The organism is Corynebacterium sp. HMSC078A10 (genome assembly GCF_001811565.1).
GTDB lineage: Bacteria > Actinomycetota > Actinomycetes > Mycobacteriales > Mycobacteriaceae > Corynebacterium > Corynebacterium hesseae.
In genome coordinates, this window is the sequence record NZ_KV805195.1 from 114,198 (window position 1) to 138,107 (window position 23,910).

Sequence of the window (23,910 nt, forward strand, 5' to 3'; positions counted from 1 at the left end):
AACCTATGAAGTTTGCAAAAGGCCACGGAACTGAGAACGACTTCGTCATTGTGGAAGGAACAGAAGCGCTGCCGCCGGAAAAGGTAGTGGCTCTGTGTGACCGTCGTGCGGGAATCGGTGCGGACGGCGTGCTGCGCGTTATCCGCGCCGGTCAGCTGCTTGCCAATGGGGAGATTGAGGAACTCGCGCCGGGCATCGCTGCGGAGGACTGGTTCATGGACTACCGCAACGCAGATGGCTCGATTGCGGAGATGTGTGGCAACGGCACCCGGGTCTTCGCGCACTGGGTCCGCTCCCGGGGGTTGGTGGATACGGACACCTTCACCGTGGGCACACGCGCCGGAGCCAAGCAGGTGACCGTGCACTCCTTCAACGACTCGGCGGCCGAAGTCAGCGTGGAGATGGGCCCAGCACAGGTGCTCGGCGTCTCCACAGCGTCGATGGCGGGGGAGAGCTTTGCCGGCCTTGGCGTAGACGTGGGAAATCCCCATTTGGCGGCGGTTATCCCAGACCTTAGCGCAAAGGAATTGGCTGGAAAGCGCCTCGAGCAACCGGTATTTGATACGGACTTCTTCCCGGCTGGCGTCAACGTTGAGCTGGTCACGCCCTTGGAGGACGGAACGGTTCACATGCGCGTCTTCGAGCGCGGCTCGGGCGAGACCCGTTCGTGCGGCACCGGGACGGTGGCGGCAGCGTGCGCCGCGCTTGCCGACGCCTCCCGCATCACCGGTAGCGTCCGCGTCATCGTCCCCGGCGGCCAGGTCCAGGTAGAAATCACCGAGGACGGTTCCACGCTGACGGGCCCTTCGCGCATCGTGGCAACTGGTGAAACGTCACTATAGGGCTTTCAGGACGGCGTTTAGCGTCCGTCCTCCTTTTCGTAATTGGTTCCCAAGGCCAAGGCGGCGCGGCGGGCGGCGAGCCAGGCTTCTTTGAGCTCGGCGGCGCGCTCATCGGCTACCTTGAGCAGGGATTCAAGCTCACTTGTCTCGGCATTCGGCGAGTTTACTCGAGCGTCGAGGCGGCGTAAGAAGCGTTGCGCGCCATGCATCTCGTAGTGGAACGCTTCGATGGCGGGGTTGGCGCAGTCGGCGTCGACAAGCGCCGGGCGGTGCAACGTGCGGTCGGCGAGGGACTCTGCGTCGTCGCTCGTGGCAAACGTCGCGTAATCCTCAAGCACTCCCGTGATGTCCTCCACCGTGAGCGCAATAGAAGCCCGCAGTGCTGCATGTTCCGAGGCGTTGGGGCGGGCGTCGGCAAAGAGCCACAGCGCTGCGCACACAAACGCGGCGAGGATAACCCCCGGCAGCTTCAGCGTCAGAATCAACACCGCAGCGGTAACCACGGCGAGAAGCAGCGCGAGGCCGCGACGCTGAGATGCGGAAAAACTCATGTGAACTACTCTACGGAAGTTCTAGTGACCGCCGCAGCCGCCGGAGCCGCAGGCGCACCCGCCTTCGCCGCCACAGCCACCAGTGGGCAGCGCGATCGAGGCGGTCAGCATTGCCGAACCCGCAAGAACGGAATCCTTTACCGGGAGGTCTCCAAAGCTCTCGGGCAAGCAGAGATCGAAGGGGAATGCACCATCCATGACCAGATGAATGAAGCGTTCACCGGTGAGCTGGTTGTGGCGCCACTCGGATTCCATGACCCGTGCGGCAAAGGTGCAGCGCGGGGTGGGGGTTTCGGCGCCGGAACCAGCCGCGACAATGTCCGCACCCACGGACTCAAACGTGGCCGGGTAGCTTCCCTTCGCTGCTTCGTAGGCGTCTGTGCTGTCGAATGCGGAGACGTTGAGACCCATCGCAGTGAGCTCTACTTGCTGCCACTGCTGGGTGTCTTCGTCAGCGAGGAGCGGGCCCTGCGCCAGATTTGCCGTCGCCTGCGCGAGCACGTTGCCGAAAGGATCAATGATGTCCAGGAAAGCCAAGACATCATTAATCATCGACACGTGGGCGAAGCCCTGGGTAACGCCCTCGAAACCAATGAAGGTGGCGAAAGGCTCGACGGCAAGGATATTGAGTTGCGCGCCGGAAGGATCCGCGAACTGGATAAGTTGTCCCCCGCGAACCTCCCCGGTCACTGCCAGTTGATTGCTGGAAATGGCTGCCTCAACGGCGTCCTGCCAGCGCTCGTAGTTGAGGCCGATGGCCTGCATCTCTGGGTGGGAGGTTTCTTTCACGGTCATGCGCACCATTGTATCTGTCTCAGAGGGGACTCAAAAACCAGCGCTGATACGTCACCGTGCTGCGGAAGTCTGTGGGAACAGGAAGCGGAGATTCCCAGTTGAGAGGGACAACGTGCAAGAATAGGGGACATATGACAAAAGAAACCCATGATGATCTCCTCGCGCAGGCTTTTGGTGAGCCGGCGCCCAATTCACAGGAGCCAACTACCGGTGATCTCGACCTTGCGGAGCGCAACGCCTTCCGGCGAGTAAACCGTGAGACCACCATCCGCGCGGAAGACACCACCGATGGCTACGAGGTGGAGTATCGAAAGCTGCGCCTTGAGCAAGTGGTGCTCGTGGGAGTGTGGACCGAAGGTACCGTGGCCGAGGTTGAGGCCACGATGGCGGAGTTAGCCGCTCTGACGGAAACCGCGGGAGCCGAAGTCGTCGAAGCCTTGTACCAGAAGCGAGATAAACCGGATCCAGGCACCTATATCGGTTCGGGAAAAGTGAACGAGCTCAAGGACATCGTGGCTGCTACTGGCGCGGATACCGTGGTGTGCGATGGCGAGCTAACCCCCGGTCAGCTCTCTGCCCTGGAGCGTGCGCTCAACACCAAGGTCATTGACCGCACCATGCTCATCCTGGATATCTTTGCGCAGCACGCCAAGTCCAAGGAAGGCAAGGCCCAGGTCTCGCTCGCGCAGCTGGAATACCTCTATACCCATACCCGTGGTTGGGGTGGAAACCTCTCGCGCCAGGCGGGCGGCCGTGCTGGTTCCAACGGCGGTGTTGGTCTGCGCGGTCCCGGTGAGACCAAGATTGAGACGGACCGCCGCCGCATCCGCACGCAGATGGCCCTGCTTCGCAAGGAGCTTAAGGCGATGAAAACGGCACGTGAGATTAAGCGTTCGCGCCGTGCGTCATCGACGATCCCTCAGATCGCCATCGCCGGCTACACCAACGCTGGCAAGTCCTCCCTCATTAATGCAATGACGGGTGCCGGCGTGCTGGTGGAGGACGCGCTGTTCGCGACCTTGGATCCCACCACTCGCCGCGCCGAGCTTGCCGATGGCCGCCAGGTCGTCTTCACCGATACCGTTGGGTTCGTGCGCCATCTGCCCACGCAGTTGGTGGAAGCCTTCAAGTCCACCTTGGAGGAGGTCCTCGCAGCAGACCTGATGCTGCACGTGGTGGACGGGTCGGATCCCTTCCCGCTGAAGCAGATAGAGGCCGTTAACCAGGTCATTTATGACATCGTGAAGGAGACCGGTGAGGAGGCACCGCCGGAGATCGTCGTGATCAATAAGATTGACCAGGCCGATCCGCTGGTGTTGGCGGAACTGCGTCACGTCCTCGACCGCGACAACGTTGTGTATGTTTCCGCCAAGACGGGGGAGGGCATTGATGAGCTCACCACGCGCGTGGAGCTGTTCCTCAACTCTCAGGATGAACACGTGCGGCTTCTCGTGCCGTTTACCCGCGGGGACGTGATCGATCGCATCCACACCCAAGGCACCGTGCGCGGCGAGGACTACACGGGGGAGGGCACGCTTGTCGACGTCCGCCTGCCAGCCTCCGTCGCCGCCGAGCTCAAAGAATTTCGAGTTTCTGACCAAGACGCTTAGGTTTCGGTGCTCGCGTGAGCCATAATTAGGGCTCGTGAGTAATTTTGGCTGGGCCGTCCACGGGGACGGAAAGACGATTAAGCCGGGCGCGGTTGTCGCACCCGAAGAACGATTGAGCTGGGGCCGCACCATCGGCATCGGCATGCAGCACGTGGTGGCCATGTTCGGCGCGACGTTGCTCGTGCCCACCCTGACCGGATTCCCGGTCAACACGACGCTACTGTTTTCGGGTTTGGGAACGATACTGTTCCTCCTGATTACCCGCAACCGCCTGCCTTCTTACCTAGGTTCCTCCTTCGCGTTCATTGCGCCGTTGAGCGCCTCCCAGCAGTACGGCATTGGCGCGCAGGCAGGTTCCGTCCTCGTGACTGGCCTGGTCTTGGTGGCCATTGGTCTCGCGGTGAAGGCGGCGGGCCGAAAGGTCCTCGACGCTGTCATGCCGCCGGCCGTCACCGGTGCCATTGTTGCGCTGATCGGCCTCAACTTGGCTCCCAATGCGGCCACCAACTATTCGAGCCAGCCGCTGGTTGCCACGGTGACGCTGGCGGTCATCATCCTCGCCACTGTCGCTGGGCGGGGCATGGTTTCGCGTCTGTCGATTCTGATTGGTGTCGTCGTCGGCTGGGCTTTCGCGGCCGCCACAGGCAACCTCGGTGAGGGCGCGGTGGAGTCTATCCGCGAGGCGGCTTGGATTGGCTTCCCGCAGTTCCATGCGCCGGAGTTCCACGTTTCAGCCATCGCGGCAGCACTTCCGGTGTTGGTCGTTCTGATTGCTGAAAATGTCGGCCACGTTAAGGCGGTCTCTGAGATGACCAAGCGCGACCTCGATGATCTCGCTGGCGATGCTCTCATCGCGGACGGCCTGGCCACCTCCCTGGCCGGTGGTTTCGGTGGTTCCGGCACCACAACCTACGCGGAGAACATCGGAGTCATGGCCGCCACCCGTGTCTACTCGACGGCCGCCTATTGGGTGGCTGCTGTTACCGCTATCGCGCTGGCCTTCATCCCGAAGTTTGGCGCGCTTATCTTCACCATCCCCACCGGCGTGCTGGGCGGTGCTTGCATCGTCCTCTACGGCCTCATCGGCATGCTTGGCGTGCGCATCTGGATGGACAACAAGGTCAACTTCAACAACCCGGTGAACCTCACTGCGGCGGCAGTGGCGCTCATCGCGGGCATTGGCAACCTCACGCTCGACGTCTTCGGCGTGACCCTCGAAGGCATTGCCTGGGGCTCCGTCGGCATCATCGTGCTCTACCCAGTGATGAAGAAGCTTTACGGCACCATCGGTGAAGGCCGCGGCGCGAAGTACTAGAGGCGCTTCCGCCGACTAGCGAGGATAAGGGACCGGAGCAAAAGCACCATCTGGACGCGTATTTATGCAAAACCACAGGTGAATGTGTGCAGAAGTCTGCATAAGGTGCTTTTACTTCGGTCCCTCTGCGGTATGAGGCAGCGCATCCACATGGTTCTACTCACATGGTTCGGGTCAGAAGGTTTTCTTGGGGTCAAGTGAACCTTATAGGCACCTCTATATGGTTTCCTTGCCCCCAGCAAAACCGTTTGAGTAGAGCCCGATGACTAGAACCTTTTGCTAGACAACCAAGCAACGAAAAGCTCCCGCCACCCTCAGCGCAAGAGGGAAGCGGGAGCTGCCGTTCTATAAACGGGAAGTGCTTTAGGAAGCGTCGAGGTCCTGCTCGATGAGGCCGGCGATCTTCTCGACAGCCGCCTCGTTCTCGGAGGTCACGGTGACTTCGTCGCCCTGCTCGGCGCCGAGAGCCATGATCATGAGGGAGGAAGCAGCATCGGTCTCATCCTCGTCCTCATCGCCAACGAGGGCGAGGAAGATGTCCTCATCGAACTCAGCGGCAGCGTCTGCGATGATGGAAGCCGGACGTGCGTGCAGTCCGACGGAGGAACCAACCTTGACGGTCTTAGAAGCCATGATGATAATCCTTTCGAATTACGGTATTTCGTGCTTACAAGTGTACGCGGGTTAAGGGTTAGGCGGCAGCCTTGGCCATGTCGGCCTTTGCTGCAGCCTCTTCAGCAGCCTTGTTGGGCCAGAATCGCTTCATCGCGATGACCGCGATGGTGGACACGATGACGCCGGCAAGGATGGCCACGAAGTACGCCCACGCAGGTTCGATGGCGAAGATAACGAAGATTCCGCCGTGCGGGGCGCGAGACATGACGTCCAGGGACATCGACAGCGCACCAGTGACCGCGCCACCGAGCATCATCGAAGGGATGACACGCAGCGGGTCGGCGGCAGCGAACGGAATGGCGCCCTCGGAGACGAAAGACAGGCCCAGCAGCCACGCGGACTTACCATTCTCCTGCTCCGCAGGCGTGAACAGGTTCTTGCGCACAAAGGTCGCGATGGACAGTGCAATTGGCGGAACCATGCCGGAGGCCATGACGGCGGCCATGATCTTCATGGAGGCCTCGTCGCCCGTGGACAGGCCTGCGGTGGCGAAGAGGTAGGCAGCCTTGTTGACCGGGCCACCCAGGTCGGAGCACATCATCAGGCCGAGGATGATGCCCAGAAGGACAGCGGAGGAACCAGACATCGAGGACAGCCAGTTCTGCAGGCCCTCCATGATGGCGGCCAGCGGGGCGCCGAGAAGCAGGTACATGAGCAAGCCAGTGATCATCGTGGCGAGCAGCGGGATGATAACGACAGGCATGAGGGAGCCGATCCAACGCGGTACCTTCCACTTGCCAATCCACATCGCAACAAAGCCAGCAATGAGACCGGTGACAAGACCGCCGATGAAGCCAGCGCCGAGAGTCACGGCAATGGCACCACCCGCGAAGCCCGGCGCGATGCCTGGGCGGCCTGCCAGCGCGAAGGCGATGTAGCCGGAGAGCGCCGCGACGATGAATCCCATCGATGCTTGACCGATGGCGAAGAGCACGGCGCCGATGTACAGGGCGAACCCTGCCTTCTTGAAGGTCATCATTTCGCCGTCGACCATGACGTCATGGCTCGGCAAGTTGGTCAGCGAGTAGTCGGTGGTGATGGCCTGCCAACCGTTGGCCATGTCGTAGCCACCGAAGAGGAATCCCAGTGCCAGGAGGAGGCCGCCCGCGGCAACAAACGGAACCATGTAAGAAACGCCGGTCATGATGGCTTGCTGAATACGCTTGCCCCAGCCCAGACCCTGGCCATCTTCCTCAGCGCTAGAGGAGGACGCGCCGGCAGTTCCTGCCACCTTGTGCGCGTTGGGGTTCTTCGAGGCGGCGATGGCCTCATCGATCATCACGCCCGGTTCGTTGATGGCGCGCTTGACGCCAGATTCGATGACCGGCTTGCCGGCGAAGCGCTCACGGTCACGAACGCCCACGTCGGTAGCGAAAATCACGGCGTCGGCAGCCGCAATCGTGTCTGCCGAAACAGAGGTGTTGTTGGAGGACCCCTGGGTCTCCACGGTGAGCTCGACGTCGTCGCGTTCCTCGGCGGTTTGAGTGAGGGCATCGGCAGCCATGTACGTGTGAGCAATGCCGGTCGGGCATGCGGTGACGGCCACGATGCGCGTCTTCTTCGACTCTGCAGTCTTGCTCGAAGCAGGAGCCGCTGCCGCTGCACTCGCACCTGCAGTGGATGCTGATTCGGTAGCTGCAGCCTTCTTCTTCGGCTTTTCTGCGTTGACAACGTCGAGGACGAGGGAGACGATCTCTTCTTTGGTCTTCGCAGTTCGAAGGGCTTCCAGGAAGTCCTTCTTCACCAGCGCGCGAGCGAGCTTCGAGAGAATCTTCAGATGGGCCTTGCCGCCTCCTTCCGGAGCAGCGATGAGGAACACCAAGTGGGCGTCACCGTCGGGGCCGGAGAAGTCGACCCCGCGCGAGAGACGGGCGAAGGCCAGGGTGGGTTCAGACACGGCAGCAGAGCGGCAGTGCGGGATGGCAACGCCGCCGGGGACACCGGTGCCGGCTTTGGCTTCACGCGCGATGGCCGGGCCTGCCAGCTCGTCCACGGAGGTAGCGCGGCCGGTGTCGTGAACAAGCGAGGCCAGATTGGTAATGACTGATTCGATGCTGTCACCGAAGTCGGCGTCGAGCGCCACGAGGTCGGTGGTGATGAGTTGTGATGACATCGGTAGGTACTCCTCAGTACTGCTAAAGGCCGGTGACGGCCGAAACCGTCGTGTGTTCGATATCTAGTTCTTCGGGGGTTGGAATTTGGGTTCCCGGGAGTGCTGCGGCTGCTGAACCGTAGGCCACAGCCTGGCGCAGGGCCTCGGGGTACGAGGCGCCGGAGCGGCGGGCGAGGATATAGCCGGAGAGCGAAGAATCGCCGGCACCCACGGTGGAGCGCAGGGTAATCGGCGGGGGAGTAGCAGCCCATGCTTCATTGGCCGTGACCAGCACCGCGCCAGCGCCACCCAGGGTGACAAGAACCTCGGGGATGCCGCGCTTGACGACGACCCTCGCGGCCTCAACCACTCCGCTGAAGTCGCCGTCTTCGGCGGCGGCCTCAAGGGCCTGACCATCGACACCTGCAAGCTGGCCCAGCTCGAGGCCGTTTGGCTTGATGAGGTCGGGGCTGGTTACTTCGAGGTTGTCACCGAGAGCCACCATGGGCGCATCAGAGGTATCGACGGCTATGCGGAGGTCAGGGTTGGCTTCGCGGGCTACCCGGATGAGCTGCGTGTACCAGTCGGTGGGAACGCCTTGGGGGAGAGAACCTGCCATGACTAACCACTCGGCGTCGGCGCAGTGTTCTGCGAGTGCCTGTACAACGGCTTGCTGCACGTCCGCATCGAGCGTGGCGCCGGGGCCATTGAGCTTGGTCGTGCGGCCATTCGGCTCGGTCAGAGTGGTGTTGGTACGCACCGCGCTGTGAGTGGGCACGGCCTGCACGGGAATCGATGCGTCGGCCGCGAGGACCAGGAAAGGATCGGAGGCAACGGCGGGGAGCAGCGCCAGGCTGTCGACGTTGGCGAGCGTTACCGCGTGCGTAACGTTGACGCCTTTACCACCGGCAACGCTGGAGACGGATCCTGCGCGGTGAACAGCACCAGGTTCGAGTTCCTCGTTCAAGCGCACGGTGGCGTCGATGCTCGGGTTGGGGGTCAAAGTAAGGATCATCGTGGAGAATGTCCCCTTTCGCGGAGTGCGTATATTGGGGGCAAACGCGCCTCAGCGGCGTGAACAAGAGCTTCGGTGCGGATTGCCCGTTGTCAGCGTGAAATTAATGTTGCTTAATGTTGATTATTGCCCGTATGTGTCCGAATGTCAATGGAATCACTGTGGGTTTCGTTGCATTTTTGGCCGACTTGTGATGATCTGGAAAGAGAAAACATCGTCTCCGTAAGGAAATGTGTCATGGAAAACGCATCCCCATCCATCATTAAAGGCACCGGCGTCGTCGCTGGCGTTGCATACGCTGAGGCGGTGTGGGTCCGCCCACGCCCAGAACTGCCCACGGCTGGAGAAACCGTGGCGGAAGAGCAACGTGATGCCGAATACGATCGCTTCCTCGAAGCGGTAGATATGGTTGCTAGCCGGTTAGAACAGCGCGCAGCTGGGGCCGAAGGCCAAGCGGCTGAAGTTCTTGGCGCAACCGCCGGAATGGTCAAGGATCGAGGCTGGCACAAGGCAGTGCGCAAGGGTATTCGCGGCGGTAAGAACGCCGAGTATGCAGTTGTGGGGGCCACGGACAGGTTTGTCACCATGTTTGAGGCCGCCGGCGGCGTCATGGCTGAGCGCACGACGGACCTCAAGGACGTGCGCGATCGAGTGATTGCTCAGCTGCGCGGTGAGCAAGAGCCGGGCCTACCCATGGTCGAAGGAGAGGCTGTACTGCTGGCTGACGATCTAGCCCCGGCGGATACCGCAACCTTGGACACCACTCACATCAAGGCGCTCGTGACCGAGCTTGGCGGGCCAACCAGCCACACCGCAATTATTGCTCGCCAGCTTGATCTTCCCTGCATCGTGGCAGTGGGCGCTAAGCTGCGAACGATTGAGGCTGGCACCCAGCTCTTCGTCGATGGCTCCGTAGGATCGGTGTCCCTGGGTGCAGATCGTGCCTCCGCGCTGAAGGCCGTGGAGGAATACCGTGAGAAGGCGGCACGAGTTGCCCAGTGGCGGGGACCAGCCCAGACCAAGGATGGTCATCGCGTGCAGTTGCTGGCCAACGTTGCTGACGGAAACGCGGCCCGCATTGCCTCTGACTCGCAGGCAGAAGGCATCGGCCTATACCGCACGGAGCTGTCCTTCCTCTCTGCCAGCGAGGAACCGACCGTCGAGGAGCAAGCGCGCATCTACGGCAAGGTTTTCAACGCTTTCCCGGAGTCCAAGGTCGTTGTACGCACGCTCGACGCCGGTTCGGATAAGCCGATTTCCTATGCCACCTTGGACTCGGAAGAAAACCCCGCATTGGGCGTTCGTGGTTTGCGCATCGCCCGCGACAACGAGGCGCTGTTGACTCGTCAGCTCGACGCTATCGCCCAAGCCGCGGAAAAGCGCGGAGATGGGGCTACGACGTGGGTTATGGCGCCGATGGTGGCTACAGCAGTGGAAGCGAAATGGTTCGCTGGTCTGTGCCGCGAGCGCGGTTTGACTGCCGGTGCGATGATTGAGGTTCCCGCCGCAGCCTTGATGGCGGATACCATCATGCCGCACCTCGATTTCGTGTCCATTGGTACCAATGATCTGACGCAGTACACCATGGCCGCGGACCGTCTGTCGCCGCAGCTGGCCTACTTGACCGATCCGTGGCAGCCTGCTGTCCTTCGCCTGATTCAGCACACCTGCGTGGTGGGGCGCGATAACAACGTTCCGGTTGGCGTCTGTGGCGAAGCCGCAGCTGATCCCATGCTTGCCTGCGTGTTGACTGGCCTAGGTGTGACTTCGCTGTCGGCGGCGTCGACTGCGGTTGCTGGCGTCGGTGCGCAGCTGGCTGAGCTCAGCCTTGAGCAGTGCCAGAAGATGGCAGAGGCGGCTGTCAACGCCGAAAGCCCAGCGGACGCTCGTGCCGCAGTGATTGCGCTGCTGGAGGAATACCAGTCCGCTTAGAGCGCTGAATTGCACAGGAGGTGTGCGCCCTCATCATGCGGGGTGCACACCTCCTGAATTGATCTATGGGTGCTGAATTGATCTATTGGTGAAAGCGCCTACTTGTCCGCGGCGACAATCACCTCGATGCCGTGCTCGCGCAGAGCCTCAACGTAGGAATCGGGGGCGGCAGCGTCGGTAATGACGACATCAATCTCATCGAGTGATGCAAAGCTGACCAAGTAGTCGTTGCCCAACTTCGATGAATCACACAGCACGACAACGCGGTGTGCATTGGTGACGAATGCTGACTTGATAGCCGCCTCTTGCGAATCGGCCGTAGAGAGCCCGTGGTCAATGGTTAGAGCATTGGTTCCGATGAAGGCGACGTCAGCACGCATCAGGGCCATGGTGCGAAGCGCAGTGTCACCGACGACGGCCTGGGTAATCGCGCGCACGGTGCCTCCCAGCAGCTGGACGTCAGATACCCCGTTGCTGGCTAGTGAAAGAGCGATCGGGAGACTATTCGACACAATGCTGAATTGCCCGGCCGAGTAGCGCTGGCCTATGAGATCGGCAAGCGCATTCGTGGTGGTTCCGGCATCGAGAAAGATGCTTCCTCCGTCGGGAAGCTGCTCTAGTGCGGCGCGTGCGATTGCCATTTTGGCGCCCGTGGCCGAACGTTGGCGAGTATCAAGGGTGAATTCGGCGGTCTGGAAGGATTGGGAGGCGACTGCACCGCCATGAACTCGGTGCACAACTCCCTCTCGGTCCAAGACCGCGAGATCGCGGCGAATCGTCTCAGCGGTGACATCGAAGCGCTCGGAGAGCTCTGTGACATTGACTCGTCCTTCTACAGCGGTCAATGACGCAATTTGTCGGCGACGCTCTTCTGCGTACATGGTTCCTCCAAATGAAGTCTGCCTTGTGGTGGTCACTGCGCCCGCCGGTGAAGGAAAAGGGGCTGGGGCGTGTGAACGAAAAGAACAACGGATGTTGTGGCGATACTTCTATTGTCCCACTGAATGCGAACAAAACGGAACTAAACAAAGAAAAGCTCACATCGAATGCGTGCCTTAGTCACTAAAACCTATAGTTGTACTGCAAGTATCCGAATGTGTGATCTCGGACGCTAAAACGGTCGAAATCGGGCATGTACACACACAAGGGGGTAAAAAGAAACAATCCCCCAGTCCGGTTCGCCCGCACCGAGTGGGTGATTGGTGTGGAGCGGGGAAGGCCTGAGGGAGCGCTGAGGTGGATGGTTTCTAGAGTTTGCGGAATACGGATACTACCTTGCCCATGATTTCGGCTTCATCGCCCTTGATGGGTGAGTAGGCGTCGTTGTGGGGGAGGAGCCATACACCGGAGGAATCTCGGTGAAATTCCTTCACGGTCGCTTCTTCACCGTCCAAAAGTGCGGCTACGAACTCGCCTTCTTCTGCAACAGACTGCGAGCGAATAATAACCCAATCCCCGTTGAGGATTCCCGCATCCTGCATTGAATCTCCCACGACTTGCAGCATGTATAGTTCGCCGCTGCCTAGGATTTCACCCGGCATGGGGAAGTAGGCGTCGATGTTCTCCTCGGCGGTGATGGGGGAACCAGCAGCAATGCGGCCCACAACAGGAATGTAGTTTGGGGTGGCGGCGTCTTCGGGTGCGTCAGGGGTGGAGGTTCCCGATGATGCGATTGCCTGCCCGGTCTTTCGTCCGGGCTTTTTGGGGTCGTCGGCGCCGGGGAAATGGCGCACATCAACAGCTCGTGGCTTGTTTGGATCGCGGCGAAGGAAGCCCTTCTCTTCCAGCTGCTTTAACTGATAGGCCACGGACGAGGTGGACTGGAGGCCTGTTGCGTCACCGATTTCGCGGATGCTTGGCGGATAGCCGCGCAACATGACGGCGTCATGGATTACTTCCAAGATGCGGCGTTGGCGAGGGGAAAGTGAATCGAGGGAAGGGTGGTCGCTTCGCTTTGGATTGCGGGCCATTCTTGCTCCTAGGAACTGTCGGGGTGTGCAGAGATGATGTGCGCGGCTTTGGTGTGCCGGACATAAGTGGGAGTGGGCTGCTGGTGATACTTCCGCTTCCCTTTTTAGCACGGAAAGAAAAAATGTTCGACTAACGCCGCCCGAGTGTGGACAAATTTTCGAAGGCCTGCTATAAATCGAACATACACACCAAATCGAACGGTTGATCGAAGGTGATGTTCGAAAATGTCGGGCTTTGTTCGTACACTTCGGGCATTGTCTCATTGAATAAGGAAGACCTAGAAAGGAACCGTCATGGCTATCGCATTAAACAATGCCTCTGTACTGCGCGGGGTGGCCCTCGAGAAGTCTAGTAATCGGGCTGTGCTAGTGCCGCCAGCGGCGGTCTGGGATCCCGCTCAGTCTCGGTCGCTCACGTCTGATGCCCCGCGCAACCTTCCGTATGGGCCGTCTCGTGTTCGAACTCTTGCCGTAAACGATAGAACACAGTGCCGTCCGGAAAATCCGGTGAATTCCCAGGTTTCGGCCGCCGGAGCAACATCGGGCAGCCATCGTAGTCGGTCGAACGTAGGTAACTATGTGCTCGGAGCAGTCTTTGGCGCCGCGGTATTCATCGGCACAGTATGGGGTGGCCTCAGTATCGATAGTGAGGTTGACAGTGCGAGCACCTCTTCGTCCACGACGGTCGTGTCTTCGCGCTAGAATTCCTTGGGCCAGCAGCATGTGCGCATTGGTCGAAAGGAAGGATACGGCACTGTGTATTGCCCGTTCTGTCACAACGAACAATCACGCGTTATTGACTCGCGCGTGATCGACAGTGGAACCTCGATCCGGCGGCGTCGCGAATGCGCCGCGTGCAAAGGTCGCTTCACCACCATCGAGAAAGCAGTCTTGTCAGTAGTCAAGCGAAATGGCTTGGCTGAGCCTTTCAGTCGCGACAAGCTGATCCGAGGCGTCAAACGTGCATGTCAGGGGCGCGACGTTAGCGATGATGCTTTGAAGAAGCTCGCTCAAGAAGTTGAAGAGACCGTGCGCAGTCACGGCTCCTCGCAAGTAAACGCCAATGACATCGGCCTTGCCATCCTGGAACCTCTGCGAGATCTCGATGAAGTGGCCTACCTGCGCTTTGCGTCCGTGTATAAGTCTTTTGAAAGCGCCGACGACTTCGAATCAGAAATCCGCCTCATGCGTCGGCGCGACCGCGATAGCTTTTAGCGTAATTTATCCACTGCCTTTTGGATTCTCCTCAAAGACACCGCGTGGGCAGTGCCCAGGCGTTGTGCGAAGAGCGATACGCGCAGTTCCTCAATCATCCAGTAGATGTCTTTAACCTCACGCGTCTTTTCACGGCCAGGAGGCAGGGAACGCAACCGATTGGCCACATAGGCTTTGGCCTCGTCGACGTCTGCCTGCCGGTCAGCATCGCGGTCCGGGTCCACGTTCATTTCCTCAAGCCTGATGCGCGCGGCCTGGATATAGCGCGGTAGATGGCGCAGATGTTGGATCCCGTGGACGGTGATGGCGTGCGCGGGCAACAGGAAATTGAGCTGGGCCCGAATATCATCGATGGCCGGCCCCTCCCAGTGCTTCAGCTCAGCATTCAGATTGGAATACTCTGCCAGGCCCGGCGCAATTGCAACGACTGCCTGGCGCACTCTGCCCGGGACCTCCGGTTTGACCGCGTTGAGCAATGCATTGAAGTCACCGGGGGTGCGCACGGGGCCGCCCTTTTCCATCATGATGTCGCGTACTGCGGCTACCCGGGCATCGCTGACAAGTCCTTCCGCCCCGCCGTGGGGGTAGGAGTCGACGGCTACCCGCTGCTGTAGAGGAAGCCCTTTGACCATCTGCTGCGTATTCACCGTAATTTCTCGGAGCAGCAAGGTTAGGGTGGTGGTGATCATGGAGGCGTCGGCAGCCGCCTTGGTGGGATGGACCTTGAGCGCCACGCCGTCCTTGGTCGCTACGAGCGCGGGGTAGGCGGTGACCTCATGCCCATCGACGACGGTTACCACTTCCTCATCGATGGCGCCGAGCGTATCCTCCGTCCATTCCTTGACCGCAGTGGATTCGGCGGCGCGGCCAACGCGTGAGACCGAGGAGGAAATGTGGCCGGCTTGGCGTTGGACCAGAGCCTGCAAGTTGCGGTCTGAGTCGATGACCTTGCCCCGCTTGTCCACTGCGGCATAGTTCATGCGCAGATGCGGAGGGAGCTGGTCGGGGCGGAAATCGCCGGCGTTGATGCCTTGGCCGCCCATCTCTTGCAAAATCGCAGCGAGTTGCTCGGTGAGTGTGCCCTCATAGGGCAAGAGCTTGGGCAGTGCGCGTTCAGCGAACTCGGGTGCCGGAACCACGGTGCGTCGAAGCGCCTTCGGCAGCGAGCGAATAAGCTCTGTTATGAGCTCTAGGCGCAGGCCCGGTACCAGCCAATCGAAGCCTTCTGTGTCCAACCCCGCGAGGAGCGGGACGGGAACCATGAGCGTGACACCGTCGAGTGGATCGCCCGGCTCGAACTTGTAGGACAAGTCGTAGTCGATGCTTCCCTTCAACCAGCGGTCGGGGAAGGCATCCTCGGTGACATCGTGGTCCTCCTCAAGGAGCGCTTCTGGGTCGAAGTCCAAGGAATGCTTGTTCTTCTGCTTTTTCCACCAGGAATCGAAATGCCGAGCGGTGGTGACAGACGCAGGGATTCGCTGATCGTAGAAATCGAAGAGACTGTCTTCGTCCACGACGAGTCCGCGCCGGCGGGCCTTCTCCTCATATTCGGAGGCCTCGGCGAGTTTGCGCTTGTTGTCGTGGAAGAAGTGGTGGTGGGTGGTCCAGTCGCCGTCGACTAGCGCGTTACGGATGAACATATCGCGCGCTGCCTCAGGATCCACGCGGTGATAGGGCACGGTCCGGTCGGCGACAACAGTGACGCCATAAAGCGTCGAGCGTTGGGTGACGACCGCAGAGCCGCGCTTTCGCGACCACGTCGGGTCAGAATAGTTGTGCTTCAGCAAATCCTTCGCCAGCTTTTCAACCCATGCTGGGTCGATGGCAGCAACGTCGCGCGCCCACAGGCGCGACGTTTCCACCAACTCAGCCGCCATGACGAACTCGGGCGGTTTCTTTGCCAGTGCCGATCCGGGGAAGACGAGGAAGCGGGTATTGCGTGCACCAATGAACTCCTTAGAGTTGCCATCACGCGCGCCGATATTAGACAACAGTCCAGAAAGCAAGGCCATATGGATGTCATCGGGGCGACGCTCTGTGCTTTCCTGGGCTTTCCACCCGAGCTGCTTGGCGACGTCCCGCAGCTGCCGCACCAGATCGAACCACTCGCGGATGCGCATATAGTGCAGGAAGTCGGCCTTCATCCGTTTGCGGAAAGCATTGCCGCTCATCTCATCGCGAGCTTCCTGGACAAAGTCCCACAGGTTGAGCATGGCCACAAAGTCGGAGGTTTTATCCTTGAAGCGGGCATGTGCCTGGTCGGCTTGAGCTTGCTTGTCGCTGGGCCGCTCGCGCACATCTTGAATCGTCATGGCAGCAACGATGACCATGACGTCGTGGAGACAACCGGAAGTCTTGGCCTCGACCAGCATGCGGGCCATGCGTGGATCTACGGGGATGCGGGCAAGATCGCGTCCTATTCGGGTCAGGACAGGTAGTCCGTCTTTTTCTTTGCCCTCGAGGGCGCCCAGTTCGTGCAGAAGAAGTAGGCCGTCTCGTACGGCCTTCGGCTCAGGGGGTTGGACAAAGGGGAAGTCAGCAATGTCCCCAAGGCGCAGCGAAATCATCTGTAGGATGACGCTGGCCAGGTTGGTGCGCAGAATCTCGGGATCCGTAAACTCCGGGCGGGATAGGAAATCCTGCTCGCTGTACAGGCGGATGGCGATGCCATCCGCAACGCGGCCACAGCGGCCCGAGCGCTGGTTGGCGCTTGCTTGGGAGATCGGCTCGATGGGGAGGCGCTGCACCTTGGTGCGCGTGGAATAGCGCGATATACGCGCCGTTCCCGTATCCACGACGTAGCGAATGCCGGGCACCGTCAATGAGGTCTCAGCAATGTTGGTGGAGAGCACGATGCGCCGTCCGCGGTGCGAGCGGAAAACGCGATGTTGTTCCTGGTTGGACAGGCGTCCGAAGAGCGGAGTGACCTCCACGTTGCGCCAGTGGCGCCCCTCGATGGCCTCCATGGCGTCGCGGATATCGCGCTCTCCGGGGAAGAAGCACAGAATATCTCCTTCGCCTTCGGCCATGAGCTCCTCGATGGCTTCGCAGAGGGCGTCGAGAGGATCGAGGTCGATGGTCTTGCCGCCCGATTCGACCTCGAGCGGGCGGTAGCGGATCTCCACGGGGTAGGTGCGCCCGGAGACCTCGATGATGGGGGCAGGTTTGCCCCCAGCGTCCGCGAAGTGTTCGGCGAAGCGCTCGGGATCAATCGTTGCTGAGGTGATGATGACCTTCAGATCCGGACGCTTGGGAAGCAGCCGCTTGAGGTAGCCCAAGAGGAAGTCGATGTTGAGTGAGCGCTCGTGTGCCTCATCGATAATGATCGTGTCGTAGGCATTGAGGAAACGGTCGCGCTGCATCTCTGCCAGCAGGATGCCGTCGGTCATGAGCTTCACGGCGGTGGTGGAGGAGACTTTGTCATCGAAGCGAATGGCATAGCCGACTGTGTCCCCGATGGACTGATCAAGTTCTTCTGCAATGCGCTCGGCGACGGTACGCGCTGCTAGTCGCCGCGGCTGGGTATGGCCAATGAGCCCCCGCCGGCCGCGGCCGAGTTCCAGGCAGATTTTTGGAATCTGTGTGGTCTTTCCCGAACCGGTTTCACCAGCGATGATGACTACCTGATTCTTTTCGATCGCCTCGGCGATATCGTCGCGGCGTCCGGTGACGGGAAGCTCCTCGGGGTAGGTAATCGGCGGCACGTTGGCATCGATGGTGCTCACCTTGTCTTGGGCGGCTGTGATATCGGCCTGGATCGCAGCAAGGGCCTTAGGAGAGCGAGCCTTGCGCAGGCGGCGACGGAATGCGCGCTCATCACTCAAAGAAACTGTTGTGAGAGCGCCGTAAAGATCTTCGCGAGTAGCAGTCATAGTTGACCTAAAAGTCTACTCGGAAGGCTATTCGCTCACAGGTCCAGGTAGAGAAAATGTTACCCTCGTGGTGACTGTGTGAACAATGATTAAAGAAGGGCACAATCAATGACTAATCCTTTTGGTTCGAATCCGGAGGACAACGGCTCCAACGGAGGGTTCGGGAGCAACCCGCAGAACGGCCCCGGTAATTCCTCCGGGAACACAGGTGGACTTCCAAAGTACGAACCCACCAGCCACCCGGAAGACCAGGCTGGTTTCGGTCAATCCGGCAACTATGGCAACTATGGCGGCGGAGCTTACGGCTCTCAGTCCTATGGTGGGTACGATGCTGGCCAGCCGGGTTATGCCGGTGCGAGCTATGGAAATAGCTCCGGTCATGAGGGCCCCGGCCCAGGAGCCGGTCCGGCCTATACGGGTCCAGTCAGCGCTATCGAAGCGATCAAATGGGGATTCAAGGCCACGCTCGGCAACGCACTTTTGTGGGTGTTGGGCGCCGTTGTCGTGTTTGCTATTCAGTTTGTCCCACAAATTGGAATCAGCGTCGGTACGCAGAGCGCCGAAGGGGCGGAGACCTCCGTCATGTTGGACCTCTTCTCCTTCGCGGTGTCCATCCTGTCCTTTGTCATTTCTCTGGTCGTCTATCGTTTGGCCTACCGTGAAATCGATAAGCCGAGCCCCACATGGGGAACCCTGTTCCAGGGAGTTCGCTGGGTGCCGCCACTCGTAGTGAACCTTGTTTTGGGTGTTCTTGTCGCGATTTCCATCGTCATCGTGGTCGTCGTTCTGTTTGTTGTCGGCCTGGGTGGAGTCTCTTCGATGGATCTCCAGAATCCGGAGCAACTCAGCCAGAGCGATGTTTTCGCGCTCGTTGGCTCCATCTTTGGTGGGCTCCTTGTAGTGATGCTGATTGCGCTGTTTATTCAGCCCTTCTTTACCCTCATGCCCTGGTTGGCAGCCGATACCTCCTCGATCGGCGAGGCTTTCTCCCAGGGACTCAAGCTGGGCAAGGAAAACTACAGCCACCTTTTGCTGTTTATTGTCCTGTCTGGCCTCTTGGGTTTCGCGTCCCTTATTACCTTGGGCTTGGCTCTGATTATTATCGCGCCGGCCCTTCAGCTGGCGACAGCGCACCTGTGCCGCCAGTGCCAGGGGCGTTATGCTCCGGCAGCTTAAGGCTTAAGCCAAACCTATAACGCAACGCCGCCTAAGCTTTCCTCTTGCCCAGCCACCGCCTACCGAGGCGGGCCGGGCTACAAGAGGTAAGCCAAGGGCGGCTTTGTAGTATTTAAAGCCATCAGAGTTGGGGGCTTGAATTACGAGGCCGGGAAAAGGGCTCGGGAGCGTTCCGCAGCGTCCTGGAAGGCGGCGGTGACCAAAGAACCAAAGGCCCGAAATTCATCAGCGCGGGCAGCAGACGATCGGAAAACGAGTCCAACCGGGCGCTCCGCTGTTACCGTGGGGGCGAAACGGGCGACCGCAAGCTGCGGGTTTTGGCATTCCGTTGCGAGCGCTGATTCAGGGACAAGGGTAGTGCCTAGATTTCCCATGACGAGCTGCAGGATAGTGGTCAGCGACGATGCTCGGGTGACGGCATTGGTGGCTTCGGAGGGGTTTACCTTGGCGCGACGGCATAGGTCGAGGACTTGGTCGCGGAGGCAGTGGCCGTCGTCAAGCAGCAAAAGGTCAAGGTCTGCAAGCTCTTCGAGTGTGAGATCCTCGCGCCCCGCGAGCGGGTGTCCTGCCGGTGTTACGACGGTAAAGGATTCGCTATAGAGAGGAGTCTCGACCATCCCGGTGGCCTCGGTGGGCAGTGCGGCCACAGCGAGGTCTAAGCTGCCCTCGCGCAGCTTGTCTAACAGGTGTTGAGTCTGTTCCTCGACGAAGCGTGGTTCTAGATCGGGGTAGGTTTCGCTGATGGATTTCAGCAGCCCCGGCAAAATATAGGGCGCGATGGTGGGGATGATTCCGATGGTGAGGGGGCCAGTTAACGTACCGCTTGCACCGTGGGCTTGGCTGAGGAAGGCATCGGACGCTTCGAGCGTTGCCTTGGCGTAGGGGAGGAGCGCCTCGCCGGTGGACGTCACGATGACTTTGCGGGTAGAGCGCTCGATGAGCTGGACTCCCAAGCCTTGTTCGAGGGCGACGAGTGCTTGGGAGAGCGAAGGCTGGGAGATATCGAGTTTGGCGGCCGCGGAGCCAAAGTGTTTGTTCTCCGCAATCGTGACGAAGGTGCGCAACTGGGCGAGGGTTGGGCGATACTCCTTATTGTTCATGCCTATAACTCTAACATCTCTAATTCGTCGGGCCTATTGACGTGCGAGGGGGTTCGTGGCATACTTAACAAGCGAGCGGCTGCGTACCAGCTAAAAGGTAGAATGGTGTGCGGTCGTAGAGATTTACATCACTTTTGTGCATTGTTGTGACTATTGAAGGAGTTGAATCTTCTATGCCTATCTTGACCGTTGGTGAGAAGTTCCCAGAGTTCGAACTGACTGCGCTGAAGGGCGGCGACCTCCACGACGTCAACGCTAACCAGCCGGAGGATTACTTCGAGCAGGTGTCTTTGGACAAGTACCAGGGGATGTGGAAGGTTGTATTCTTCTACCCGAAGGACTTCACCTTTGTGTGCCCGACTGAGATCGCAGCCTTCGGCAAGCTGGATGAGGAATTCCAGGACCGCGATACCCAGATCCTCGGCGGCTCCACCGACAATGAGTTTGCGCACTTCAACTGGCGTGCAACCCACCCGGAGCTGAAGGAAGTCCCGTTCCCGATGTTCTCTGATATTCGCCACGACCTCATCCGCGCCCTCGGTGTGGAGAATGCCGACGGTGTTGCTGACCGCGCGACCTTCATCATTGACCCGGACGGTGTTATCCAGTTCGTGTCCGTGACCCCGGACGCTGTGGGCCGCAACGTTGATGAGGTTCTGCGCGTGCTCGATGCGCTGCAGTCCGAAGAGGTTTGTGCCTGCAACTGGGAGGCTAATGACCCGACGAAGAACATTGACAAGCTCGAGGTCGTTCAGTCCGCACTGTAAGACAACGCTAAGCACAACCGTCCAACCATAAAGGAGTTACTCAGTGTCCATCGACAACCTGAAGTCCGCACTTCCGGCGTATGCCAAGGATCAGAAGCTCAACATCGGTACGCTGACGCGTACGACCGAGCTGAATGAGGAGCAGCTGTGGGGCAGCTTGGTCGCTGCTGCGGCCGCCACCCGTAATGATCTGGTCCTGAAGGAGATTCTTGAGGAAGCCCGCGAGCACCTCAGTGAAGAGGCAGTTGACGCAGCTCTCGGCTCCGCCACGGTGATGGCTATGAACAACGTGGCCTACCGCGCAAAGAGCTGGTTGGGCGATGATTTCGCTCAGGTCAAGTTTGGTCTGCGCATGAACATCATTGCTAAGCCTGGCGTAGACAAGGCAACGTTTGAGCTGTGGAGCACCGTTGTCTCCGCTATCAACGGCTGCGAGCACTGCTTGACTGCACACGCCAATACTCTGTTGGAGGAGGGCGTGACCAAGGAGCAGATTTGGGAAGGCGTCAAGGTCGCAGGCGTTGTTCAGGCTGTGGCGCAGGCGCTGCAGGCTGAGGCTGTGCGCTCCGCTGAGTAGATAAACAGCATGCCTTCTTAGGCGCACGATAGAGAAGTCCCACTCCCGTGATTATGTACAGGGGAGTGGGACTTTTTGTGCCTCAAAGGGCTGGGGAGGTTTGCGGCCTTCTAGCGGATGACCCCGCCGAAGGCAACGCCGATGCCATAGGTAATGGCTAGCCCGAGCGCGCCACCAATGACGAGGCGGAAGACGGAACGTGCGGCATTTGTACCGGCGAGGCGAGCAGACACGTAGCCCGTAATCGCCAGGGCAATGAGAGTGATCACGGCGACGACTGCTGCGGCCATGCTCATCGGGGCTATAAAGATTGACAGGAGGGGTAGCGCTGCACCGGCAAGGAAAGATACTGCCGACCAGAAAGCGGCGTGCCAAGGGTTCGTCAGGTCCTCACCATCGATGCCCATCTCCAGCCTCAGGTGTGCCTCCAAGAGCCTATCTTTGGCGGCGATCTCATGTGCGGCGGTGTCTGCGGTAGCGGTGTTCATGCCGTAGTCAGCCAACATGGATACGAGTTCGGCGTGTTCTTGTTCAGGAAGCTCCGCCAGTTCGCGAGTCTCCTTGGCTATCATCATCCGTTCGGAGTCACGCTGCGCTGACACCGAGACGTATTCTCCCAGCGCCATCGACGCGGCTCCCGATACGGTTGCGGCCAAGCCGGCGGTGAGGATGGCGCTTGCCGACGCCCCCGACCCCACGACGCCGAGCAGAAGTGCAGCGACGGAGACGATGCCGTCATTGGCGCCGAGAACTCCCGCCCGAAGGGAATTTAACCGCGCGTTGTGTGAATCGCCATGGGGCTCATTGGCATGGTGTGCCATTTCCAGCTCCTTGAATCCTAGAGAACTGCTCTTACTCCAGTATCGTCGCTGGTCAGAGTCCTGTAAAGCGTGTATAGGCTTCGCTGTGTGTAGGGAGTGAAGGCTTAGGTAATCGTTCCCGTCCACTCACCGCAGGGGATGCCGTCCACTGACAGGCCCATCGTGAAGACTTCCTCTTTTAGATTAAAGTGGGCGGTGGGCAGCGTGATTGCGAGTGCCTCGGGGGAGTAGTTGTATTGATAATCAACTGGACGGTGGGCGTCCCTCGTGTCTTCTCCGTATGAAGCGATCTCCATCGAGCTGAGGTTGGCTTGCTCGAAGTGGGCGATGAGCTGAAGGTCGAGGGTGTGCAGCTTAAAGACGACGTCACGGTGGTGGGGCATGCCTCCGAGGAGCCAATGCACAGTGACTGAGTCCTCATGCGTCTCAAAACGAACGCCGGCAAGGTGGATGCTGGTGGCTGGGGATTTTGGGTTAGTCATAGTGGCGCCCACTGTACTCCCCATGTCGCTACTTGAAATCGAGGGAAAAGTATTCAGATTTGGTTAAGTGCAGAACCTTTTCAAAGAGCCAGCAAAAGAGCAGCGCAAGGGCGAGGGGAAGTACGACATAAACGAAGGTAATGATCATCACGTTGCCGGCGCTCCATCCCCACCCTTCGTAATTGAGAGCCGCCAGCGGGCCCATGAGTCCGGAAATTCCGAAACCGGCGGAGATTGGTGTGCCCGAGATCCCTAGAGCGCCACCAATGCCGCCCAGGATTGCGGCGGAGCAAATAACGGGAAGGAAGGTGACAGGCTTGGACAACATGTTGGCCATCTGCACTTTGGGAGAGCCCAGAACATGCAGGATGGAGGTGGCGAAGCCGTTGACGCGCCAGCCGGCAACGAGGAGCGTGAACCCCGCAGCAACGGCTCCGAGGTTGGCGGTGCCAGAGGCGATGCCGTCGATAAAGATGGCGGTAGCAATGCCGACGGTGGAGACTGGGGAGACGATCATGACTGCAAAAAGAACAGCGAGGACTACACCCATGAGGACCGGCTGCAAAGTTGTCGCACCGTTCACGAGGTCACCAAGCCACAGCGTAAAGACCTTGACGATGGGGAAGGTGATAACCCACCCGATGCTGCCCGCAACGAGCGTCACAATGGTGGACAGCAGCAAGATGGAGTAGTTCTTGAGCCTATCGCCGATGAAGAGGAGCAAACCAACTGCCATGGCTGCGGTTAATCCAGAGTTGATGACGAGCCCGGTGCCTTTGAGGAAGAAGCCGCCTTCGGGATTGACGGTGGCCACCCCGGAGCCGCAGAAAGAAGCAATGCCCACGGCTGCGGTCTGAATCGGCGTCATCTTGAATTCGATGCCTACGAGGACACCAATCATCACAGGTAAAAGGCTGGCGGCTAGACCCGTCAGCGCTATTACTGTGGACGCGCCGGACCAGAAGGGGAGCAGCGCCTTGGCCAACTCGCCGAGCAAGGCCTGCGGGACGAGCGACACGACGACGGCGATCGAGATGCCGTTGAGAACCTTCATGGTGAAGGATCCGAGGGTGAGATGCTCGGCCGCGGGCGCGGCGCTGGCG

Annotated in this window: 20 protein-coding genes; 8 read left to right on the plus strand and 12 right to left on the minus strand. The window is 59.8% G+C overall.

Translation table 11 applies throughout. The annotated features are described in order from the left end of the window. Nucleotides 1–5 precede the first annotated feature (5 nt). Entirely contained in the window at nucleotides 6–842 is an 837-nt protein-coding gene (gene dapF / locus HMPREF2808_RS04195) for a diaminopimelate epimerase (RefSeq protein ID WP_070524493.1), read from the plus strand. A gap of 17 nt (nucleotides 843–859) precedes the next feature. Here dapF and HMPREF2808_RS04200 read toward each other — a convergent pair whose 3' ends face one another. After that, the gene (locus HMPREF2808_RS04200; RefSeq protein ID WP_070524492.1) at nucleotides 860–1,393 is read right to left on the minus strand and encodes a hypothetical protein; all 534 of its coding nucleotides are present in this window, start codon (nucleotides 1,391–1,393) and stop codon (nucleotides 860–862) included. 21 nt (nucleotides 1,394–1,414) lie between these two features. Then, nucleotides 1,415–2,197, minus strand: coding sequence for a hypothetical protein (locus HMPREF2808_RS04205; RefSeq protein WP_070524490.1), 783 nt, complete (start codon nucleotides 2,195–2,197; stop codon nucleotides 1,415–1,417). Nucleotides 2,198–2,319: 122 nt separating this feature from the next. Here HMPREF2808_RS04205 and hflX point away from each other — a divergent pair, with 122 nt between their 5' ends. Further along, nucleotides 2,320–3,798, plus strand: coding sequence for a GTPase HflX (gene hflX, locus HMPREF2808_RS04210; RefSeq protein WP_070524488.1), 1,479 nt, complete (start codon nucleotides 2,320–2,322; stop codon nucleotides 3,796–3,798). Between the two features lie 34 nt (nucleotides 3,799–3,832). Further along, nucleotides 3,833–5,113, plus strand: a complete 1,281-nt coding sequence (locus HMPREF2808_RS04215; RefSeq protein WP_070524486.1) for a uracil-xanthine permease family protein — start codon at nucleotides 3,833–3,835, stop codon at nucleotides 5,111–5,113. Nucleotides 5,114–5,476: 363 nt separating this feature from the next. On the opposite strand, the gene HMPREF2808_RS04220 is transcribed toward HMPREF2808_RS04215, so the two are convergent. The 3 genes from HMPREF2808_RS04220 to HMPREF2808_RS04230 are packed head-to-tail and all read right to left on the minus strand — an operon-like array spanning nucleotide 5,477 to nucleotide 8,895. Further along, complete coding sequence (locus tag HMPREF2808_RS04220; RefSeq protein ID WP_070524483.1) at nucleotides 5,477–5,746, minus strand: HPr family phosphocarrier protein; 270 nt, start codon at nucleotides 5,744–5,746, stop codon at nucleotides 5,477–5,479. Nucleotides 5,747–5,804: 58 nt separating this feature from the next. Further along, on the minus strand, nucleotides 5,805–7,901 hold the full coding sequence (locus HMPREF2808_RS04225; RefSeq protein WP_070524481.1) for a PTS fructose transporter subunit IIABC: 2,097 nt from the start codon (nucleotides 7,899–7,901) through the stop codon (nucleotides 5,805–5,807). A 22-nt stretch (nucleotides 7,902–7,923) separates the two neighbouring features. Next, the gene (locus HMPREF2808_RS04230; protein ID WP_070524479.1) at nucleotides 7,924–8,895 is read right to left on the minus strand and encodes a 1-phosphofructokinase family hexose kinase; all 972 of its coding nucleotides are present in this window, start codon (nucleotides 8,893–8,895) and stop codon (nucleotides 7,924–7,926) included. A 237-nt stretch (nucleotides 8,896–9,132) separates the two neighbouring features. Between HMPREF2808_RS04230 and ptsP the strand changes: the two genes are divergently transcribed. Continuing rightward, entirely contained in the window at nucleotides 9,133–10,827 is a 1,695-nt protein-coding gene (gene ptsP / locus HMPREF2808_RS04235; protein ID WP_070524477.1) for a phosphoenolpyruvate--protein phosphotransferase, read from the plus strand. A 98-nt stretch (nucleotides 10,828–10,925) separates the two neighbouring features. Here the strand turns inward: ptsP and HMPREF2808_RS04240 are convergent, their stop codons facing one another. Together HMPREF2808_RS04240 and lexA are read right to left on the minus strand one after the other, a co-directional pair. Then, nucleotides 10,926–11,708, minus strand: a complete 783-nt coding sequence (locus tag HMPREF2808_RS04240) for a DeoR/GlpR family DNA-binding transcription regulator (protein ID WP_070524475.1) — start codon at nucleotides 11,706–11,708, stop codon at nucleotides 10,926–10,928. A gap of 366 nt (nucleotides 11,709–12,074) precedes the next feature. Next, complete coding sequence (gene lexA / locus HMPREF2808_RS04245) at nucleotides 12,075–12,797, minus strand: transcriptional repressor LexA (RefSeq protein ID WP_070524473.1); 723 nt, start codon at nucleotides 12,795–12,797, stop codon at nucleotides 12,075–12,077. Between the two features lie 756 nt (nucleotides 12,798–13,553). Here lexA and nrdR point away from each other — a divergent pair. Further along, complete coding sequence (nrdR, locus tag HMPREF2808_RS04250) at nucleotides 13,554–14,012, plus strand: transcriptional regulator NrdR (RefSeq protein WP_010190258.1); 459 nt, start codon at nucleotides 13,554–13,556, stop codon at nucleotides 14,010–14,012. Here nrdR and hrpA read toward each other — a convergent pair. Next, nucleotides 14,009–17,884, minus strand: coding sequence for an ATP-dependent RNA helicase HrpA (gene hrpA, locus HMPREF2808_RS04255; RefSeq protein WP_070524471.1), 3,876 nt, complete (start codon nucleotides 17,882–17,884; stop codon nucleotides 14,009–14,011). The genes nrdR and hrpA overlap by 4 nt on opposite strands. 108 nt (nucleotides 17,885–17,992) lie before the next feature. On the opposite strand from hrpA, the gene HMPREF2808_RS04260 reads away from it, so the two are divergent. After that, nucleotides 17,993–19,060, plus strand: a complete 1,068-nt coding sequence (locus tag HMPREF2808_RS04260; protein WP_070596681.1) for a hypothetical protein — start codon at nucleotides 17,993–17,995, stop codon at nucleotides 19,058–19,060. 140 nt (nucleotides 19,061–19,200) lie between these two features. Here the strand turns inward: HMPREF2808_RS04260 and HMPREF2808_RS04265 are convergent, their stop codons facing one another. After that, complete coding sequence (locus tag HMPREF2808_RS04265) at nucleotides 19,201–20,160, minus strand: hydrogen peroxide-inducible genes activator (RefSeq protein ID WP_070596682.1); 960 nt, start codon at nucleotides 20,158–20,160, stop codon at nucleotides 19,201–19,203. 173 nt (nucleotides 20,161–20,333) lie between these two features. Between HMPREF2808_RS04265 and HMPREF2808_RS04270 the strand changes: the two genes are divergently transcribed. Then, a complete protein-coding gene (locus HMPREF2808_RS04270) occupies nucleotides 20,334–20,927 on the plus strand; it encodes a peroxiredoxin (RefSeq protein ID WP_070524465.1) in 594 nt (197 codons plus the stop codon). Nucleotides 20,928–20,970: 43 nt separating this feature from the next. After that, entirely contained in the window at nucleotides 20,971–21,504 is a 534-nt protein-coding gene (locus HMPREF2808_RS04275; protein ID WP_070524463.1) for an alkylhydroperoxidase, AhpD family, read from the plus strand. Between the two features lie 110 nt (nucleotides 21,505–21,614). On the opposite strand, the gene HMPREF2808_RS04280 is transcribed toward HMPREF2808_RS04275, so the two are convergent. The 3 genes from HMPREF2808_RS04280 to HMPREF2808_RS04290 form a co-directional block, all read right to left on the minus strand. Next, a complete protein-coding gene (locus tag HMPREF2808_RS04280) occupies nucleotides 21,615–22,325 on the minus strand; it encodes a VIT1/CCC1 transporter family protein (RefSeq protein WP_070562945.1) in 711 nt (236 codons plus the stop codon). Between the two features lie 104 nt (nucleotides 22,326–22,429). Beyond that, a complete protein-coding gene (locus tag HMPREF2808_RS04285; RefSeq protein WP_070522231.1) occupies nucleotides 22,430–22,807 on the minus strand; it encodes a hypothetical protein in 378 nt (125 codons plus the stop codon). 28 nt (nucleotides 22,808–22,835) lie between these two features. Next, a complete protein-coding gene (locus HMPREF2808_RS04290) occupies nucleotides 22,836–23,861 on the minus strand; it encodes a PTS sugar transporter subunit IIC (protein WP_369815747.1) in 1,026 nt (341 codons plus the stop codon). Nucleotides 23,862–23,910 lie beyond the last annotated feature (49 nt).

Bases quoted from the DNA above. Each gene is read 5' to 3' on its own strand.
- dapF (WP_070524493.1), top strand. From the start codon at position 6: ATGAAGTTTGCAAAAGGCCACGGAACTGAGAACGACTTCGTCATTGTG.
- HMPREF2808_RS04200 (WP_070524492.1), bottom strand. From the start codon at position 1,393: ATGAGTTTTTCCGCATCTCAGCGTCGCGGCCTCGCGCTGCTTCTCGCC.
- HMPREF2808_RS04205 (WP_070524490.1), bottom strand. From the start codon at position 2,197: ATGGTGCGCATGACCGTGAAAGAAACCTCCCACCCAGAGATGCAGGCC.
- hflX (WP_070524488.1), top strand. From the start codon at position 2,320: ATGACAAAAGAAACCCATGATGATCTCCTCGCGCAGGCTTTTGGTGAG.
- HMPREF2808_RS04220 (WP_070524483.1), bottom strand. From the start codon at position 5,746: ATGGCTTCTAAGACCGTCAAGGTTGGTTCCTCCGTCGGACTGCACGCA.
- HMPREF2808_RS04225 (WP_070524481.1), bottom strand. From the start codon at position 7,901: ATGTCATCACAACTCATCACCACCGACCTCGTGGCGCTCGACGCCGAC.
- HMPREF2808_RS04230 (WP_070524479.1), bottom strand. From the start codon at position 8,895: ATGATCCTTACTTTGACCCCCAACCCGAGCATCGACGCCACCGTGCGC.
- ptsP (WP_070524477.1), top strand. From the start codon at position 9,133: ATGGAAAACGCATCCCCATCCATCATTAAAGGCACCGGCGTCGTCGCT.
- HMPREF2808_RS04240 (WP_070524475.1), bottom strand. From the start codon at position 11,708: ATGTACGCAGAAGAGCGTCGCCGACAAATTGCGTCATTGACCGCTGTA.
- lexA (WP_070524473.1), bottom strand. From the start codon at position 12,797: ATGGCCCGCAATCCAAAGCGAAGCGACCACCCTTCCCTCGATTCACTT.
- hrpA (WP_070524471.1), bottom strand. From the start codon at position 17,884: ATGACTGCTACTCGCGAAGATCTTTACGGCGCTCTCACAACAGTTTCT.
- HMPREF2808_RS04260 (WP_070596681.1), top strand. From the start codon at position 17,993: ATGACTAATCCTTTTGGTTCGAATCCGGAGGACAACGGCTCCAACGGA.
- HMPREF2808_RS04265 (WP_070596682.1), bottom strand. From the start codon at position 20,160: ATGAACAATAAGGAGTATCGCCCAACCCTCGCCCAGTTGCGCACCTTC.
- HMPREF2808_RS04270 (WP_070524465.1), top strand. From the start codon at position 20,334: ATGCCTATCTTGACCGTTGGTGAGAAGTTCCCAGAGTTCGAACTGACT.
- HMPREF2808_RS04280 (WP_070562945.1), bottom strand. From the start codon at position 22,325: ATGGCACACCATGCCAATGAGCCCCATGGCGATTCACACAACGCGCGG.
- HMPREF2808_RS04285 (WP_070522231.1), bottom strand. From the start codon at position 22,807: ATGACTAACCCAAAATCCCCAGCCACCAGCATCCACCTTGCCGGCGTT.
- HMPREF2808_RS04290 (WP_369815747.1), bottom strand. From the start codon at position 23,861: ATGAAGGTTCTCAACGGCATCTCGATCGCCGTCGTCGTGTCGCTCGTC.